The sequence below is a fragment of the Acinetobacter sp. GD03645 genome (genome assembly GCF_029845285.1).
Taxonomy (GTDB): domain Bacteria; phylum Pseudomonadota; class Gammaproteobacteria; order Pseudomonadales; family Moraxellaceae; genus Acinetobacter; species Acinetobacter corruptisaponis.
On sequence record NZ_JAOCLL010000011.1, the window covers coordinates 96,142 to 115,134 of the forward strand.

Here is an 18,993-nt window from a genome sequence, read left to right on the forward strand (position 1 = left end):
ATGCCAAAGCCGCCAAATTCAAGCAAAAGCAAGAAAAAACCGAAAGCCAAGCCGAAATCCAGATTTCCAGTGAAAGCATTTTTGGGTGCAATCATTGTTTTATTTGTCATCCTGTTGAGCATTGTGGGGACAAGCCTGTTTAAAAACTATCCTGTTGAGGGCAAGAAACAGCTTTTAGTCATTTCTTCGGGCGATACCTATTCCAGATTTATTGACCGTCTCGCAAAAGAAAATAAGGTGAATTTTCCGATAATATTAAAGCTGTACCAGAAGTTCATGATTCATGACAGCATGAAAGCGGGTGTGTATGAAGTCACTCATGGCATGAGTGTTCGTCAGGTACTGGATATGTTGTCGAATGCTGAAAATGCACAGATGAACCGTATTCTGGTGATTGAGGGAACAACGTTTAAGCAACTGGTTCAGAATCTTAAAAAAGACCCAAATGTCAGCAAAACCATTCTGGATTTGCCACGGGATCAATTACTCAAGGAACTGGATATTCCATATTCACATCCAGAAGGTTTGTTTGCGCCTGATACCTATTTCTTTGCCAAAGGTGAAACGGATAAGAAAATCCTGACCGATTTATACCGCCGTCAAATGAAATCACTGGATGAGGCATGGGCAAATAAAGCGGCGAATCTCCCTTACAAAGATAAGTATGAAGCATTGATCATGGCTTCAATTATTGAAAAGGAAACCAGTCTGGACAGTGAGTTGCAACAGGTTTCAGGCGTGTTTGTGCGTCGTCTGCAAATCGGGATGCGTCTGCAAACAGACCCAACCGTGATTTATGGCATGGGGGATGATTATAAGGGCAATATCACACGTAATGATTTGCGTACTCCAACAGCTTATAACACCTATACCATTAATGGGTTGCCGCCAACACCGATTGCCTTGCCAAGTAAAAAGGCGATTGAAGCCGCCATGCATCCAGATGACTCAAAAAATGTTTATTTTGTTGCCACAGGCAATGGTGGGCATAAATTTACAGCATCATTGGAAGAGCATAACCGTGCGGTGCAGGAATATTTAACTGTGTTACGTTCAAAGAAAAATCAGGGTGAATGATGTTTATTAGTTTTGAAGGGACGGAAGGTGTAGGGAAAACCACGCTGATTCGTAAAATTCATCAGTACTTTGAACAGCAGGGTAAACAGGTGGTGCTCACCCGTGAACCAGGGGGAACACCATTGGCGGAACAGATTCGCTCGTTGCTGTTGGCGGTGAATCATGAAGAACAAATGAGCCATGATACTGAGTTGCTACTGATCTATGCAGCGCGCGCGCAACATTTACAGCAGGTAATTGTTCCTGCCCTGAAAGCTGGCAAGATTGTGTTAAGTGACCGTTTTACCGATGCCAGTTTTGCCTATCAATGTGCTGGGCGTGGCTTAAGTCAGGAAAAGTTGCAGCTACTTAACCAGACTTTCGTTTCCCATATGCCGAATATTACCTTTTGGTTGGATGCACCAATTGAACTGGGCATGACCCGTGCCAGAGAGCGTGGGGCACTGGATCGTTTTGAACAGGAAAAGCTGAGCTTCTTTACCAAGGTGCGGGCAGGATATGAATCCTTGTGGCAGGCTGAACCTGAACGGATTAAGCGACTCGATGCCACACAGAACCCTGAACAGGTGTTTAAGGATGCGATGGGTTATTTTAACTAAACTTTAAAATCGCAATGGTTCCTTTCTCTGGTTTGGATTTAAAGGTGAGTGACCAGCCAAAATGGTCACAGATTTTTAAAATCAATGGAATGCCAATTCCTGCACTTTGATTATTGCCCATTCTGGCACGCGAGGTATAAAAGGCACTCAGTGCCTCAGCCGACATGCCATGCCCCGAATCTTCAATCATGATTTGCGTGTCATGTTGATATATTTTGATTGTGTCATCATCACAGTTTTCTATGGCGTTCCTCAGTAGGTTACTCACCACCACCCGAATCAATTGTGGGGGCACATTAATTCTAAATGGCTGGTTGACCAGATTTAATATCTCCACATTTTTTCCTTTACACAGGGAAATATGATGTTCAATCATCACTGGAATTTCATGGTACAAATCCACCTCTTCAGCATAACGGTTTAAACGTTCCTGATCACGTGCCAGAAATAACAGACATGCAATCAGTTCCTCCATATCTTGTGTGATCCGTGCGATTCGGTCCAGATGTGGCAGCACAGTGGCAGGGATGGATTGATGGTGTTGCAGCACATCAATTGCACCCAAGATTACGGAAACAGGGGTGCGAAGTTCATGACTCACTGTGGAAAAAAATACCTTTTCCTTTTCTAGATAATGTTGTGACCTTTCAACATAATTCTGAATGGCATCAGATAAAACATAGGACTCATAATATTTTATTTTTGAACGGTCAATTTGAATCTGGTCCTGAATCGGGGTTAGTCTGGACAGATCATTGGCCAAGCTTAGTAATGGATTAATCAATTTACCAAGCTGGTTATAGGCGATATAGGTAATCAGTGTGATTGAGAAAACCATCAATACAAAGGCGAAGAATACGACATAGAATTCCTGTTTCTCAATCTCGGTAATGTCCAGCGCAAGAATCTGCTTTTTATCATTCTTTTCAGTCACCCGAATGACATAAACTCGATCCTGATATTCCACCTCATCATGGATGCCAACCTCAAAATCGCTAAATTCCGCAGGAATACGGTCATTCTGGTTTTCGTCATACCATTTGAGGTTGTTGTTTGATGAATCCTGATTGTTCTCCGCACGAATCTTGTTCAGGTTAAAGTTTTCAAAATCAATGCCCAGAATATTTTGCCAAACCAGTTTTTCAATATGCTCATTAACCAGAAAGCCATGCAGACCCACTGCAAAGCTATGCATTGCTATGAAAATCATTTAAAGCTCTGCCCATTTTCGCATCAGGTTGTGATAAAGGCTGGTGAGTTTAATGACTTCTTCATGATGGTCTCCCAACTGTATTCTCAGGTTTTGTATGGTCTGGTCCAGATTAAACAGGATATGGCGTTCAGCATCATCCCGAATCATGCTTTGCACCCAGAAAAATGAGGCGATTCGGCAGCCCTGTGTAACAGCCGTCACCTCATGCAGACTGGTGGATGGATAAAGAATCATGTCACCAGCGGGCAGCCTGATTTCATGGTAGCCATAGGTATCTTCCACAACCAGTTCACCGCCCTCATATTCATCTGGTTCGCTAAGAAAAACGGTGCAGGACAGGTCAGTTCTCAGTCGGTCCTTGGTTCCGCGAATGCGTCGGATCGAGTTATCGACATGAAAACCAAAATGCTCATTATGCTCGTAACGGTTAAACAGGGGAGGAATGATATCCAGAGGAATGGCGGCGGATAAAAACAGAGGATGCTGGCCTAAAGACTCTAAAATAATATTGCTCAAATGATGAGTCAGTGGATGGTCTTCGGGAAGCTGCTGGTTTTGTTTCACGCTTGCAGATAAGGTACCAGCAGTGACCTTGCCATTGACCCATTCAATTTTATTCATTTCATCTCGGAAGTACCGCACTTGTTCCTTGCTTAATACTTGAGGAATATGATGAATCACAACAACCACCTTATTTATGTGTAATGCCAATAAACAGAAAAGAGATAGCCTTAGTTTTAAAGCTATCTCAAAAGACTTTTATATAGGATTAATCAGCAATTAGTATTTAAAGTTTACTGATAATACTGCGCTGCGACCCTCAGCTTCTGTGGCATAGTGTGAACCATAGGCTTTGGTAAAGTAACGCTTGTCAGACAGGTTGTTTACGTTTAACTGTAAATCCACATTCTTGTTGACGTTGTAACGGGCCATTGCATCGTAGCGTACATAGCTTGGAACCCATTTTTCAGAGGTTGATGTTTGGGCACCAAACACTTTATCCATATAGGTTGCACCACCACCGACAGTGACTTGTGGCAGGACTTGGTAGGTTGTCCAAAGCGTGGCACTGTTTTTAGGAACGTTTGGTAAAGGTAAACCTTCATTTGCCTTGGCATTGTAGGCCGCTTTTACCAACTCGCTGTCCAGATAGGTATAGCCAAATGACATAGCCCATGCATCAGTGATATTACCATTTAGGCCAAGCTCAACACCGTCCACCTTGCTTTCACCAGCATTCATGGTTGTGTTGGCATCAACAGCAACACGGGTATTGGTTTTTTCAGTGCGGAAGATCGCCGCGGTTGCATTGAGTTTATTGTTCAATAAATCCCATTTTGTACCCACTTCAATGGTACGTGCCTTTTCAGGATCAAGGTCCTTGATTGCCAGAGATGGGCTTGATTCTGAATACTCGCCTGAGTCTACACCGACTGGTGTTGCGGAAGTTGCATAGCTGGCATAAACCGCACTATTTTCAGTTGGTTTAAATGTAATACCTGCATTATAGCTCCAGAAATCTGAATCACTGTTTACTACCGTTGGCGTTGGAAGTAGGTTAGCGCCACTCTTGTAGGTGGTTAATTCTGTTTCGAATTTATCCTAGCGTACACCTAAGTCAATCAGTAACTGGGGATTAATTTCAATGTTGTCAAAGAAATAAATACCAGTTGTTTCTGTTGTGGTATTGCTGACACGAGCATTCTTGGTAATTGTACCTAAGAATAGGTCATTTGCATTTGGATTAAGTGCATCTGTACACCAATAATGTGATGCTGCACCTTTACCAAGACCATAATAAGGATTGCTACTACATGCACCACCTGCTACTCCTACTGCGCCACCGATAGGATTATTCATTACAGGTTTGCCATCTTTATCTACAACAGGCTTACCATCTTTATCAATTTGCTGTTTTGGTTTTAAGCTATCGGTAACAAGATAAATACCAGCATCCTTATCTACTTTTGAATATTCGACACCTGTATTAAAACTATGTTTTAAGATACTGGTATTGAACTTACCACGTAAGGAGAGTTGATCACTAAAGGTATCACCATCTGTGGTACGGCTGTTTACACGACGCCAAACCCCATCACCTCCCAATTGTCCAGTCGTTGGATTTAAGAAGTTTCCTTGGGAATCATCAGGCTGCGTCCAGATATAGTCATTTTTGGATTTATTATAGGTTGCAATATTGCTGATTGTTAGGTTTTCAGTGAGATCATGCTCTAGTTTCAACGTCCCGATCTGATTTTCCTGCTTTTGGAAATCGTGGTCTTTCCAGCCGTAGTAAATGCCCTGTCTAACACTGATTGGTTCACCTGTACCTGTCGTGTAGTTACGTGGGTTGTTATAAGGTACGCCCGAATCAGGTTCATCATCTGTTTTAAGGTAGTAGTAGCTTAAAGTCGCACGGGTTGGTGTACCTAAACCAATACTGATACTTGGCGCAATACCCGCACGTTTATATTCCGCACCGTTATCCTGAGCCGCTTTATTATTTTCATGACCCATTGCCACAACACGTGCCGCAATGCCATTGCCAAAGTCTTTGTTCCCATCAAGCACAATACGACGATAGTCATCCGTACCTTGGGCGATGGTTCCCTCAATGCTGTCACCCGCTTTTGCCAACTTGGAAACCAGATTGATATTACCGCTGGCATTGCCGCCACCGCCCAGGGCAGAAGAGGAGCCTTTGGTCACTTCAACCTGTTCAACAGCGAACATTTCACGGTTTTGTGAGGCGCCACTACGCACGCCATCCACATACATGGAACCCTCAGAGTTGTAACCACGAATAAATGGACGATCACCATTCGGATTTCCACCTTCACCCGCACCTAATGTGATGCCTGGTACTGTGCGCAAGGCATCCGCCAAAGTCGTCACCTGGGTATCTTCAATCAGTTGTTTTGAAATAATCGAAACTGATTTTGGTGTATCCAATAAGGGCGCAACATATTTTGTATTTGCCGAAGAATCTACTTTTAAACCTTGGGTTTATTCTGCTTTTACATCAATGGTTGGTAATTGTGTCGCATTATTATCAGCATTTGCTACCGCTGACAGAGTAGAAAGAATTGCCGTACTGACAATTTTCTTACGGGATTTAATAAAAGACATGGTCAACCTTAATAAATGGTTACAAATGTGGAGAAATAATAGTAATTCTTATTTACATTCACAATATGAATCTAACAGTATTAATAAAGCATAAACATAATCTCCATGATAATGGAGATTATGTATTTAATTTGTTTATTTTTAAACAGCGATTATATTAATAAGAATTATTATTGTTTAATAATAATCTATTTTATAAAAAATAAAAATAAATTTTTATATTTTGAAATTTTCATATTATATTGATTTGTCTGAATAAAACTTGAGATAAATTTTATTTTGTGGATATTTCATTGGAAAAATCTGACATTTTTTTGACATTGAGTATGCCATAATTTTAAAGTTTTAGGCTAAAGTAAGCTCGGGATGTTAAGTTTTACTTTAGATAAAATCCTAGAAAAAGCGGAAGCTTATTTGATCATAAGCCTTTATTTTGAGTGTGGATTTCTGGTATTAAATGTGAATAAAGAAAGATGAATCATACTGTTAACATGGATGAACTCGTAAAGAAGTTACGCGCTGCCAAGGTTCGCGCCACACTGCCCCGATTATTAATTTTAAGGATATTGAGTGAATCCAATCAGGCGATGACTGCCTATGAAATTGAAAAAGCTGTGGCGGAATTAAATAGTACGCTATTTTTAACCAGTATTTATACTGTGTTAAGGTCATTGGAACAGGCGAATATTATCCAGCGTTATCATAAACCAGGTGAGCGCCAGGCTGTTTTCTCTATAGGTACGCAATCGGGTTCTGTTATTTGTGAATGTATTAAGTGCAAAAAACGAATAGAAGTGGACCAACGTGAATTAGACCAAAATTTGCAGCAATTTTATCAGCAGCAACAGTTGAATGTTAAATCTTATAATTTGATTATCCAGGTTGAATGTAAGGAATGTACCTGATTCTGGATATAAATAAGTATTGAAAAGAATAGGGCCTGTTTATATTCATAAGCTGAAAAACAGACCCTGATTTTTATTTATTAATTTTAGAATTGATTGACCAATGGCTGTTCCACTGCAAAATTTGGTGGCGTCAGAACAGTTTTACGAATTTCACTGGAAAGTTCAGGATAATCCAGCGTGTAATGCAGGCCACGGGATTCCTTGCGTTGCATGGCACAGCGAACAATCATCTCAGATACAAGTACCAGATTGCGCAGTTCAATCAGGTTCTTGCTGACACGGTAATCCTGATAATACTCCGTGATTTCACGTTTTAACATTTCAATACGGTGCAGGGCACGTTGTAAACGTTTGGTGGTACGCACAATTCCAACATAGTTCCACATGGTTGAACGTAACTCATCCCAGTTTTGCAGAATCACCACATCTTCATCCGCATCGGTGACCTGTGATTCATCCCATGCAGGAACCTCAGGGAATTTAAAGCCCGCATCAAATTTCTGTTCAATATCTTCCGCTGCGCTCATGCCATACACAAAGCACTCAAGCAAGGAGTTGCTCGCCATACGGTTTGCACCATGTAGACCTGTATATGAGGTTTCACCAATGGCATACAAACCCGTCAAATCGGTCTGGCTGCTGGAATCCACCACCACGCCGCCACAGGTATAGTGGGCAGCAGGTACAACAGGAATCATGTCCTTGGTAATATCAATGCCAAGCTCTAGCAGGCGTGCATAGAGTGTAGGGAAGTGTTCGGTAATAAACTCTGGTGATTTATGGGTAATGTCCAGCCATACATGACGGATACCTAAACGCTTGATTTCATAGTCAATGGCACGGGCCACAATATCGCGGGGTGCAAGTTCGGCACGTTCATCAAAACGTAGCATAAAACGCTCACCATCAGGTAAACGCAGATAGGCTCCTTCACCACGCATTGCTTCAGTAATCAGGAACGAACGTGCTTTGGGATGGTATAAACAGGTTGGGTGGAACTGGTTAAATTCCATATTGGCAACACGGCAACCCGCACGATAGGCCATTGCAATACCATCACCTGTCGCGATGTCAGGGTTCGAGGTATATAGATAGGCTTTCATTGCCCCACCACATGCCAGAGCGGTGAACGGTGCCAGAAACGTATGAACCTGTTCAGCACTTTCATCCAGGGCATATAAGCCAATGGCACGGTTAGGCTGGTTCTGGTGGCCAAGTTTATGCAAGGTGATCAGGTCAATTGCAATGTAATTTTCAAAAATGGTGATGTTGTTGCGTTCTTTGGCGCGTTCAACCAATGTGGTTGAAATTGCTTTGCCTGTTGCATCTGCTGAATGGATAATACGGCGTTGTGAGTGCCCCCCTTCACGGGTAAGGTGTAATTGCTCATCATCATCCAGTGTGAACTGCACACCTTGTTTTAGCAGGAAGTCAACAGAGGGTTTGCCACCCTCAACTGTATGTTTGACTGCATCCATTTCACATAAATGTGCGCCTGCAATCATAGTGTCACTAATGTGTTGTTGAATGGAATCAGTCTCGTCCAGTACCGCAGCAACACCGCCCTGAGCATAAAAGGTACTGGCTTCTGTGAGCGCCGCCTTTGCCAAAATTGCAATGTTGTAATGACTTGGTAAAGAGAGTGCGAGGCTTAAGCCTGCACCACCACTGCCTACAATAATCACATCAAAATGGTGAATTGTTTCTAAATCAGGCATGACGATCTGCTTCATTTTCAAACGTTCGCTAATGACAACGCTTTTTAATGAAAAAGGCAAGTGCCAATCTGCCTAGAATTGCTCAATTTTTTTGCGAATAAAATACTTTTAATGAAAGTTATTGGAATATAAAACCGACAAAAAGGGTCAGAATTAAAAATAAATTGGTAAAAAATGATGAGTTTTCTTTTTGAAAGTTTAATGGGTTTTACATTTTATTTCGACAATGGAGGACCGAGAACAGGAGATACCAGAATATGAGATGGTTTTTTTGATCAAATGGAGATTTTTAAAATATAAACCTTTCATTATAAATGGAAAATTTAAATAAAAATAAAACATAAAATACTGAAAATGAATTGTCAAAAAATAATCTATATCTATCAATGAGCTTTTCATGCTGTTCTGTTAATTTTTAAAAAGAATGCTAACAACTTCACATAATTGGTGAGGTGTGAGACGTATTCTTATGTGATCTCCAAGGACAAAATAATTTATTTTTTGCGTTTGAAAAGGAAGACTTTTTATGAAAATTAAACATTTAGCGTTGGCATTTGTTGCGATGGGTGCAGCAAATATGGCAATGGCAGATGCAGGAACAATTAACTTTACTGGACAGGTTATTCAGGATTCTTGTGCAACCGCCTTAACGGGTGGGGCAAGCGCAACGGCAGTGACTTTGGCGACGGTAAACAGAACTGCTTTGGCTACAGCTGGAGATACGGCGAATGAAACTGCATTTTCACTGGATGTAACGGGTTGTGAAGGTGCTGATGCCCGTGGTGTACATTTTACCCTCACGCCTGCGAGCTTTGATACAACGAATAATAGCTTGATTGCCAATACAGGTACGGCCACCAATGTTGGGATTGAAATTGCAAGAGGAACAATAGGTTCATCTACACCATATGCATTTGCTGGTGCGGCAGCAAGTTCAGGTAATGTGGCTATTACAGGCGCTACAGCAGGTACTGGTTCGTTACCACTCACTGCCAAATATAAGGCAACAGGTAATGCAACAGCAGGTACTGTATTGGCAGCACTCGGCTGGACCTTGGTTTATGATTGATTTTTACACAAGCGCGTAACTTGCTGAACATCACTTGCCATACCCCTTGAACCGTTTCGATATGGCAAGTGATCCTATTACTTTATTGATGGTGTTAATCAGGATAAGACTCAAGGAATAGAGGAATGATCATGATTCGATATATGGCGCTTGCTTTTCTGCTGTTTTGCCAGATGTTCGGGATAACAATGGCGTATGCGGGAGTCACAATGGCAGGGACGCGTGTCGTTTTTCCTGCGGAAAGCAAAGATCAGTCACTTCAGTTTAGTAATAAAGACAATCTGCCTTTTTTAGTGCAGATCTGGGTTGATCAAGGGAATGATCAATCCACCCCTGAAACGGCAGATGCACCATTTATGGTGAATCCACAGGTGTTTCGGATTAATCCACAAGCAGGGCAAACCGCACGATTATTCTATACAGGTGATGGTCAATTACCCAAAGACCGTGAATCGATTTATTACCTAAATTTCAAGCAAATTCCAGCCATGAGCAAGGATGTGGTTGACCAGAATAAGCTGGTCTTAATTGTCAAAAACCGTTTTAAAATTTTTTATCGTCCCAAGACCATTGTGGGCAAGGTTGAGGATGTACCAAAACAATTACGTTATCGCCTACAGCAGGATGCAAAAGGCATCTGGTTACAGATCAATAATCCAACAGGCTATTACGCAAATTTAACCCAAGCCTTTATTAAGGTGGGTGAACAAACCACCGAAATGCCAATTGGCATGGTTGCGCCAAAGTCCAGTGAAAAATGGCTGGTGCAGAAAAACATGACCCATACAGCCTCGGCAACCGTTACGGTGACTCTGGTGACAGATTACGGTGCATACACCAAGTATGACCTTATTGCACAACCATAATAATTTAAAAAAGGAAGTATTACATGGAACGGTATACGCCCCTTTTTCGTCTTTCATATCTGGCGGCTTTGGTCAGTGGTATTTTATTGCAGACAGTACAAGCACAGGTGATGGCATCTGTTTCTGAAGACACAACTGATACGGAAGTGAAAACGGATCACAGTACGAAGCAACAGGAAGAGTATGCTTTTGATCCCAACCTGTTTAAGGGGAGTGGTTTAACACCCAGTATGATTGAACGTTTTAATCATGCTGATCAGGTTGAGGCAGGAATGTATAAAGTTGATATTTATATCAACGGAGGTTTTTTTGAACGGGGCAATATCAAGTTTGAAAAAGATGAACAGAACAAACAAGGTGCTGTTGCATGCTTAAATGCTGATTTAATTGAGCGAGCAGGTATTTTAGGGGATATGGATTATCGGCAGCAGCACAAGGAAAATACCCAGGTTCAGTCAGCACAATGTTTAACATTGGCACAAGTCGCAACTGGAAGTGTCAGCTCTTTTGATTTTTCAAACTTGCGCCTGGATTTAACCGTACCACAAAGTTTAATGAAAAACTTACCCCGTGGTTATGTCAATCCCTCAGAACTGGACGTAGGCACCAGCATTGGTTTTATTAACTATATGGGGAACTATTACTACACAGAGAGCCGTTTAGGTAATCATCTCAATAATGAATCCGCATTTCTGAGTTTAAATGGTGGGATCAATATTGGAAAATGGCAGTATCGCCAGCAGTCCAATCTATCGATGAATGATGACCATGAAACCACATGGCAGAATATCCGTAGTTATGTCCAGCGCCCGATTGAGCAGCTACAGTCACAACTCACCCTGGGGCAGTTATATACCTCAGGCCGATTTTTTTCAGGGTTGGCGTTTAAAGGATTAAATTTGGCAACAGATGAGCGTATGCGTCCAGAATCATTGCGTGGTTATGCGCCTGTGATTCGGGGAACAGCACAAAGTAATGCTAAAGTTTCAGTTCAGCAAAATGGTCGGGATATTTATCAGATCACTGTTGCGCCAGGACCGTTTGAAATTACGGATCTTTATCCGACCAACTACAATGGCAACTTGACGGTTGTGGTGACTGAGGCGGATGGTTCAACCCATTCCACTGAAATTCCCTATGCTGCCGTTCCAACATCCTTACGTGAGGGGATCTCCAACTACAGTTTTTCAGCAGGAAAAACTGACCAGAACATGGGTTTGAATAGTTATTTTGCCGACCTAAATTATGAATATGGTGTGAATAACCTGATTACCCTCAACAGTGGATTGCGAATTGCTGATGATTATCAGGCAGTCGCTTTAGGCAATGTATTGGGTGGTCGTTATGGTGCAATTGGTTCAAATATTACTTACTCCAGAGCGAAACTTCCCACAGACAATAATGACTATGTCGATGGCTGGATGACCGATTTAACTTATAGCAAAACCCTGACACCAACCAATACCACCTTTTCGCTGGCAAGTTATCGGTACTCGACCAGTGGCTATCGGGACTTAAATGATGTTTTGGGAATCAGGCAGGCTTGGCAGGATGGTGTGGTTTATACATCCTCTACCTATTTGCAGCGTTCGCGTTTTCAGGTCAGTATGAGCCAGCCATTGGGGTGCTATGGTTCCTTTTATGTGACAGGTTCAACCCAGGATTATCGAGATGGACGTGATCGGGATACCTCTTTACAGTTGGGCTATAACAAGAACTTTGGCATTTTGAGTATGAACCTGACCTATACCCGTCAGAAAATCCATACCCTTAATAATGGCGTACTTAAGGAAGAACGTTTTGACAACTTTGGTGGCTTATCCATCAATATGCCGTTGGGTCGTTCCCGCAATGTCATGACACCAAATCTCAATGCCAATTATAACCGTAGCAATGATATGGATAATTATCAGGTGGGTGTCAGTGGGGCGTTGGATCAGGACTATAGTTTAAGCTACAACGTGGGAATGAATGGCATGGGGAATGATCAGCAAACCTACAATGCGGGCTTATACAAGCGCTTCTCGAATGTTCAGCTTGGACTAAATACAGCCTATAGTGATCAATACTGGCAAGGCTCAGTCAATGCCAGCGGTGCGATGGCAGTTCACTCGGGCGGCATCACACTCGGGCAATATGTGGGAGACACCTTTGCCCTGATTGAGGCGAAAGATGCCACAGGTGCAAAAATTGTCAGTGCCCCGACCAGCAAAATTGACCGTTTTGGCTATGCGCTTTTACCAAGTGTTAGCCCTTATCGTTACAACACGATTGCACTTGACCCGCAGGGTATGTCTGGTGATGTGGAATTGGAGGGGGGTGAACAACGGATTGCCCCTTATGCAGGTGCAGCGGTTAAGGTTAAATTTAAAACCCGTCGTGGTTATAGTGTGCTCATTCAAAGCAGACTTGCAGATGGACAAATCATTCCAATGGGAGCCGATGTCCTGAAAGATACAGGCGAGGTGATTGGGATGGTGGGTCAAAACGGACAGGTGTATGTACGTGTAGAACAGCAGCAGGGTCAACTGACCTTACGTTGGGGGAACGATGCTGGACAAAGCTGTCAGCTTCCATACCAGCTTGACTCCCAGCAACTGGGCCAGGCACTGATTAAGTTACAGGCAACGTGTACGGTTGAGGAATAATAATGAAAAAAATAGACATTTTAAAACTGATCACGTTGGCAATATGCTGCTGTAGTGGGAAACAGGTATGGGCAGCTTGCCAACAGGTAGATTGGCAAACTGGCGTTTATTACACAGGTTTTTCAAACTCAAGGACCATTACCCAAACAGAAGATGGCCATGCCGCCAAGATTCGGGTGGGTAATATTCATCTTATGGATATTGCCATCCAGCCTATAGGCAGTGTTCTGGCCCAGGCCTCTGTACCACCTACAGAATATAAAATCCGTAATGCCAATGCTGAAAGTTTGCTTTGGGCATGTACGGCTGGAACGGATATGTCCAAAATCCGTTTCCTGACCTCTGTTAATGGAGATGATCGGGTTGGCGGTTTTTTCCCAGTTGACCCAAGCGATGCGGGAGGGCAAACCAATGTTTACTATACATGGTTTGCTGGTGTAGGGATTCGCCAGGTGATGAATGGCGTAACTCTAGCACCTCAATGGACTGAGCTGCCTATACAATATGAAACGGGGACGGGAGGAACAACAGCTGCCAAAGATCGATGTCAGACAGGGTGGTATTGTATCCGTTTAAAACATCTACCCATTCTACAGTTTGAATTGGTTCGGGTGGCTGGTTTACCGCCTTATAGTACCAGCACAGGTGGAACACATAACAAGTGGTGTACAGACCAGACACCAAGCACTGGTGTGTCTGGAGACCTTCGGGATTTAGGACAGTATGGTAATTATGACTGTCCGCAACCTTCATCCTACATTACCTTGGGACATACGGGAACTGCCCATACAGGTGGCAATGATGATGGTGATAACTTTGTTAGTTTTCCACATGATACTGTAGGGGTAACCCATGGTTATAGTGATACAACCTATAATTTTTGGGGGGCAGATAATGGCTTTGGTTATACTCTATACAATGCAGCTAGGTTGGTTAATAATGTGCCAGCCTGTAAACTCAATATGGTAACTCCAACAGTTGACTTTAATTCCACAACAACCAGTCATTTAAATAGTGGTAATGTAGTTAGTCGAAATTTTGAAGTACAGGTTGATTGTCAAAATACGGCTGTATCTGGAACATCAGCTAATCAAATGGCAATTGGTATTCAACCCTCACAACAGGCATATAATGCAATTAAAAATAATCCTTTATTGTCTTTGTATAATGGAGATACGACTCAGAGTGTAAAGGCATTGGTCGATAATAATTATGGCGCCACAGGTGTTGCTCAAAATGTGGGTATCTATATTAAATATCAGGGCGCAGGCAGTTACCTGACATTGCTTGGGCAACCAGGCGCAACTGGAACATTACCTGCGTCCACCAGAGATGTCTATGCCCAGACGTGTGGTCCGTCAAATAATCAATATTGTTATCCAGCTGTCACCTATCCACAGGGGAATACAGCGGGCTGGTATCCAGTCTTGAATTCAGGGCATTATACAAATATAGGTACACCTTTGACTGGTTATACACGGTATCGTATTAACTATACTGCTGATCTAAAGAAAATTGATGGTACACCAGTAAATTCTGTGACTGCTGGAACCATCAACTCAACAGCATATGTGGTTGTTAAAATCCAATGAAATGGTTGAATCTTATTATTACACCACTACTTGTGCTATTGCAAAGTGGGATGTGCCATGCAGGATTTGCAACCTCATCAAGCCGTATCATCTACATTGAGGGAGAACGGGAACGTTCCCTCATTCTGTCGAATATCAATGATTATCCAATTATTGCCCAAACCTGGGTGGATGATGGGCAGGGTAATCCTGATCAGGCAAATGCTCCGTTTGTTGTGCTTCCAGCAGTATTTAAAATGCAACCCAAAGCCATTCAAGCCTTACGTATTGTACAAAATGGCAGCACCATGCCACAGGACCGAGAAACTGTTTTCTGGTTAAATCTATATGAAATTCCAGGTAAAACCAAAGAGCACATGAAGCCTCTGGAACCCAACCAGGCTCGTCTGGACTTGGCAATGAATACCCAGCTCAAGGTGTTTTATCGACCTAAAAGCCTCCCTAAGATGGAATTAAGGCAAATTGCTGAACAACTGCGTTTTTCCTTGCAGCAGCAACAAGGGCAATGGCTTTTAACCTGCCAGAATCCAACACCCTACAATGTCTCATTTGCAGGTCTTACAGTTGTACAGGCAGAGCAGGGTGTTCAGGTTCCGCAGGATATGGATATGATGACGAAAGCATTAAGCCAACGGGCTTATTTATTACCCAGTGATTTTAATATTATTCAACCTGATAGAATAATATTTTCCTTAATAGCTGACGATGGCAAAACTTACCAAGGTGAGTTTGATTATAAACTAGGAAAAATAAAACTGGAGTTTTAGCTATATTTTATAAAGGGAAATATCTATTATTGTCGTTTCTCCATTTTAAAGGTGTTTCTCCTGACCAAGTTTTAAATGCCCGCTGAAAAACACTTTGTTCTGAATAACCGAGTAAATCAGAAATTTCATTAATACTTAGTTCAATATTGCTTAGATATTTCTTGGCCAGATCATACCTAACATCATTAAGAATATCATTAAATGTATAACCATATTCGTGAAGTGATTCTCTTAAGTTTTTAATACTTAAACCCATCTGGTCAGCAATAATATCAATGTTTATTTTCTTGTTTTTTAAACTGCTAATAATGCAGATTCTTATTTTTTGTTCGAACTGGTTGTAGGATGAAAGTTTATTTAATAGAGAATCTGCCTGTTTTTGTAATAATTTATGTAAAAATGGATCAGTTTTAGGGAGTGAAATATTTTTAACCTCAGTAACGGAAAAACATACGGAGGTGACGGCTGCGTTAAAATAAACAGGACACTTAAAAAAATCATTATATTTTGATATGTTATCTGGTTTTTCGTAAATAAAATGTACACTTTTGAGCGGAGGTTCTTGTGGGGCGATGGCATGCCGAACAATATTGATGAGCAGGGAGATTGCATTTTCATCAACTAACAATCCTGGTCTTGCAATATAATCACCCCAGCTAAATTCAATCTCATTGTCTTCTATTTGAAAGTGCATAAAGTTAAAGTCATAAGCTAAACGTCCATAATGAATAAACTCTGGTACAGCTTCAAATAATGTTGGTTTGGTAAAGGATAGATAAGAAACAATCCCTGCATAAGGAGGTTGAATAAAGTTGGAAATTTCTAAACCTAGGGCGGGAATATCGGTTTGTAACCTAATTTTCTCTAGAATATAACACCAAACATTAAATGGAATCCGTTCATCCATTTCATATAAAAAACATTCATTTGGTACATGAAGATTATGGGCTTTGCAGAAGTCAATTATCATTAACGTTAAGGAGGCACATACAGAGCCCTGATTTAATTTGTTTTCAAACATTTATTGCCTCCTTGCAATCTTATAATTGTTATTTTATACGAAAAACATGAATTAATTAACACTAATAAAACATATCTCTAATGATCTTGAAATATTTTTTAATTATTTTTTAAGATATCTTTTATAAAAAGTAAAGTAGTGTAAATGTGAGCAGACTCGTCTCCATAATTTATCCATATTTTGTCATTCTATTTCGTTGTATGCCTTGAAAATATAAACATATTTTTACGAAAAGAATGCTAGGGTTATGATAAAAACATAATCTTGAATTTTATTTGATCATCAGTATGTAGGTTCTTGCTTCATGAAAAGTCGCTATTTACAACAAGGAATGTATGCTGCGGTATTTACGGTGGCAGCTGCTCAAGTCAATGCTGCATCGCCAGTAGATTTTTCTAGTCTCGTTGAGCAGGTGAGTCCTGCTGTGGTGAGTGTCAATGTTGTGAAGAAAATGACTCAGGAAGAGTTGTTGCAGCAACAGGTTCCCGAAATTCTACGTCGTTTTTTTGGTAATCAGGTGATTGTTCCCCAACAGCAGGGACCCCAGGAAAAAACAGCTTATGGTAGCGCATTCTTTATCAGTAAGGATGGTTATCTGTTAACCAACCGTCATGTCATTGACGATGCATCACGTATTACTATTACCTTAAATGACCGCCGCGAGCTTGATGCAACCCTGGTTGGAAGTGATGAGCGCACTGATATTGCCTTGTTAAAAGTGAATGGCGCGAGTTTTCCTGAATTGAGAATTGGTGATTCAAATCAGCTAAAAGTGGGTGAACCTGTGTTGGCAATAGGTTCTCCTTTTGGCTTTGATTATTCAGCATCGGCAGGTATTGTCAGTGCCAAATCACGTAATATGAGTGGTGAAACATCAGTTCCATTTATTCAGACTGATGCAGCCTTAAACCCAGGTAACTCTGGTGGCCCATTGTTTAACCAACGTGGTGAGGTAGTGGGCGTAAACTCGCGTATCTTTAGTGGGACGGGTGGTTATATGGGCTTGTCATTCTCTATCCCAATTGATGTAGCGATGGATGTTGTGCAGCAGTTGAAAACCAATGGTAAGGTAACGCGTTCTTATTTAGGGGTGATGTTGCAGGATATTGACCGCAACTTGGCCGATGCCTATAAACTGCCAAAACCAGAAGGTTCATTGATTAATCAGGTTTCGCCAAAATCTCCTGCCGAAAAAGCAGGCCTAAAACCAGGCGACGTGATTCTGAAACTGGATGGCAATAGCATTAGCCGTACCAGCGACCTGATTTATCGCTTAAACCGTATTGCGCCAAATCAAACTATCCAGCTCGAAGTTCTGAGAGATGACAAGATCCGTACCATTGCTGCGACTTTAAGTGTGGCGCCAGATGATACACCTGCGGCTGAGGATAAAAACAATCCAACCAATGGCTTGGGTATGAATATCCGAGACTTAACGGAAGCTGAACAAAGCCGTTTAAATGTTAATGGTGGTACTCTGGTCCGAGAAGTGAAGCGCGGTGGTTTAGCTTCATTATCGAATCTGGTTGCGGGGGATGTGATTGTACAAGTCAACAGCACACCTGTTCCCAATAGTCAGGCATTTGCCAAGGCAATTGCAGCATTGCCAAAAAATAGTGTGGCCCGTATTGTGATTATCCGTCAGGGGCAACGTGCAATTGTCGGTTTACGTCTTCAGTAATTTATCTTGATTTTTAAAACCACTCCTCATTGGAGTGGTTTTTATTTTGTAATGACGATGGGTTTAGACTAGTGTATGCAACGAAACTTTGACTAATGAAATATCAGACAATGAGTACCATTTTTGATTTAAAAATACAGGTTCAGCCAGCACATATTGATGTGCTTGGGCATGTCAACAATGTGATTTATATCCAGTGGATGCAAGATGTTGCTGAGGCGCATATCGAAGCATTGGGTTTGGGGCTGGCCCAATATCTGGAACTTAAACATGCGATGGTCGCGGTTGAACATCATGTGCAATATCGTAAGGCTGCACTTGAGGGGGAGGAAGTCATCTTAAGGACGTGGCTTGATGATATTAATGCATTATATTCTTTTCGCCAGTATGCATTTTACCGTCCCAGGGATCAAAGTATCCTGTTTGTTGGCAACACTAAATGGGCCTGTATTGAAATTGCCACAGGCCGTCCCAAACGCATGTCACCAAGTTTTACCCATGCCTACCAGCCCATTTCAGCCGATATAGATCCGATGGATTTTTCAATTTCCTATGCTGTTATAGAGTGAATCAAGGTGTTGCGTGAACCATGAAGCCTTTAAATGAAACTCATTATTTTGGATACTTTGAAAAGCTGTTCTGTTATAATCTGCGACAATTTTGTTAAACCGCTTTGGCCTATTGCTTTTTTAAAGTATCAGGCGT

14 protein-coding genes and 1 pseudogene are annotated in these 18,993 nt (G+C 41.7%); 10 read left to right on the forward strand and 5 right to left on the reverse strand.

Translation table 11 applies throughout. The features are described 5' to 3' along the window. Both mltG and tmk read left to right on the forward strand, forming a co-directional pair. Window positions 1-1,077, forward strand: a complete 1,077-nt coding sequence (gene mltG / locus N5J47_RS10750) for an endolytic transglycosylase MltG (RefSeq protein ID WP_279959888.1) — start codon at window positions 1-3, stop codon at window positions 1,075-1,077. Beyond that, window positions 1,077-1,676: a dTMP kinase gene (tmk, locus tag N5J47_RS10755; RefSeq protein ID WP_279959889.1), complete on the forward strand. Its 600-nt coding sequence runs from the start codon at window positions 1,077-1,079 to the stop codon at window positions 1,674-1,676. Before mltG ends, tmk begins: the two co-directional genes overlap by 1 nt. On the opposite strand, the gene N5J47_RS10760 is transcribed toward tmk, so the two are convergent. The 3 genes and pseudogenes from N5J47_RS10760 to N5J47_RS10770 form a co-directional block, all read right to left on the reverse strand. Next, window positions 1,669-2,886 carry a HAMP domain-containing sensor histidine kinase gene (locus N5J47_RS10760; protein ID WP_279959890.1) on the reverse strand — a complete coding sequence of 406 codons (1,218 nt, stop codon included), beginning with the start codon at window positions 2,884-2,886 and terminating at the stop codon, window positions 1,669-1,671. The two genes, tmk and N5J47_RS10760, sit on opposite strands and share 8 nt — an antisense overlap. After that, on the reverse strand, window positions 2,887-3,570 hold the full coding sequence (locus N5J47_RS10765) for a Fe2+-dependent dioxygenase (protein WP_267978959.1): 684 nt from the start codon (window positions 3,568-3,570) through the stop codon (window positions 2,887-2,889). 99 nt (window positions 3,571-3,669) lie between these two features. Next, window positions 3,670-6,018: pseudogene (locus N5J47_RS10770) on the reverse strand (TonB-dependent receptor). A gap of 473 nt (window positions 6,019-6,491) precedes the next feature. Between N5J47_RS10770 and N5J47_RS10775 the strand changes: the two are divergent. Then, the gene (locus tag N5J47_RS10775; RefSeq protein WP_279959891.1) at window positions 6,492-6,923 is read left to right on the forward strand and encodes a transcriptional repressor; all 432 of its coding nucleotides are present in this window, start codon (window positions 6,492-6,494) and stop codon (window positions 6,921-6,923) included. 86 nt (window positions 6,924-7,009) lie between these two features. Here the strand turns inward: N5J47_RS10775 and nadB are convergent, their stop codons facing one another. After that, on the reverse strand, window positions 7,010-8,650 hold the full coding sequence (gene nadB, locus N5J47_RS10780) for an L-aspartate oxidase (protein WP_279959921.1): 1,641 nt from the start codon (window positions 8,648-8,650) through the stop codon (window positions 7,010-7,012). 520 nt (window positions 8,651-9,170) lie between these two features. On the opposite strand from nadB, the gene N5J47_RS10785 reads away from it, so the two are divergent. From N5J47_RS10785 to N5J47_RS10805, 5 genes are all read left to right on the forward strand, one after another. After that, window positions 9,171-9,713 carry a hypothetical protein gene (locus N5J47_RS10785; RefSeq protein ID WP_279959892.1) on the forward strand — a complete coding sequence of 181 codons (543 nt, stop codon included), beginning with the start codon at window positions 9,171-9,173 and terminating at the stop codon, window positions 9,711-9,713. Window positions 9,714-9,838: 125 nt separating this feature from the next. Continuing rightward, on the forward strand, window positions 9,839-10,579 hold the full coding sequence (locus N5J47_RS10790) for a molecular chaperone (protein WP_279959893.1): 741 nt from the start codon (window positions 9,839-9,841) through the stop codon (window positions 10,577-10,579). A gap of 23 nt (window positions 10,580-10,602) precedes the next feature. After that, window positions 10,603-13,227, forward strand: a complete 2,625-nt coding sequence (locus N5J47_RS10795) for a fimbrial biogenesis outer membrane usher protein (RefSeq protein WP_279959894.1) — start codon at window positions 10,603-10,605, stop codon at window positions 13,225-13,227. Between the two features lie 2 nt (window positions 13,228-13,229). Beyond that, complete coding sequence (locus N5J47_RS10800) at window positions 13,230-14,819, forward strand: fimbrial protein (protein ID WP_279959895.1); 1,590 nt, start codon at window positions 13,230-13,232, stop codon at window positions 14,817-14,819. Beyond that, window positions 14,816-15,586: a molecular chaperone gene (locus N5J47_RS10805; protein WP_279959896.1), complete on the forward strand. Its 771-nt coding sequence runs from the start codon at window positions 14,816-14,818 to the stop codon at window positions 15,584-15,586. Before N5J47_RS10800 ends, N5J47_RS10805 begins: the two co-directional genes overlap by 4 nt. A gap of 7 nt (window positions 15,587-15,593) precedes the next feature. Here N5J47_RS10805 and N5J47_RS10810 read toward each other — a convergent pair whose 3' ends face one another. Beyond that, window positions 15,594-16,607 carry an AraC family transcriptional regulator gene (locus N5J47_RS10810; RefSeq protein WP_279959897.1) on the reverse strand — a complete coding sequence of 338 codons (1,014 nt, stop codon included), beginning with the start codon at window positions 16,605-16,607 and terminating at the stop codon, window positions 15,594-15,596. A gap of 304 nt (window positions 16,608-16,911) precedes the next feature. On the opposite strand from N5J47_RS10810, the gene N5J47_RS10815 reads away from it, so the two are divergent. Further along, window positions 16,912-18,288: a Do family serine endopeptidase gene (locus tag N5J47_RS10815; protein WP_279959898.1), complete on the forward strand. Its 1,377-nt coding sequence runs from the start codon at window positions 16,912-16,914 to the stop codon at window positions 18,286-18,288. A gap of 110 nt (window positions 18,289-18,398) precedes the next feature. Then, the gene (locus N5J47_RS10820; RefSeq protein ID WP_279959899.1) at window positions 18,399-18,857 is read left to right on the forward strand and encodes a thioesterase family protein; all 459 of its coding nucleotides are present in this window, start codon (window positions 18,399-18,401) and stop codon (window positions 18,855-18,857) included. Window positions 18,858-18,993 lie beyond the last annotated feature (136 nt).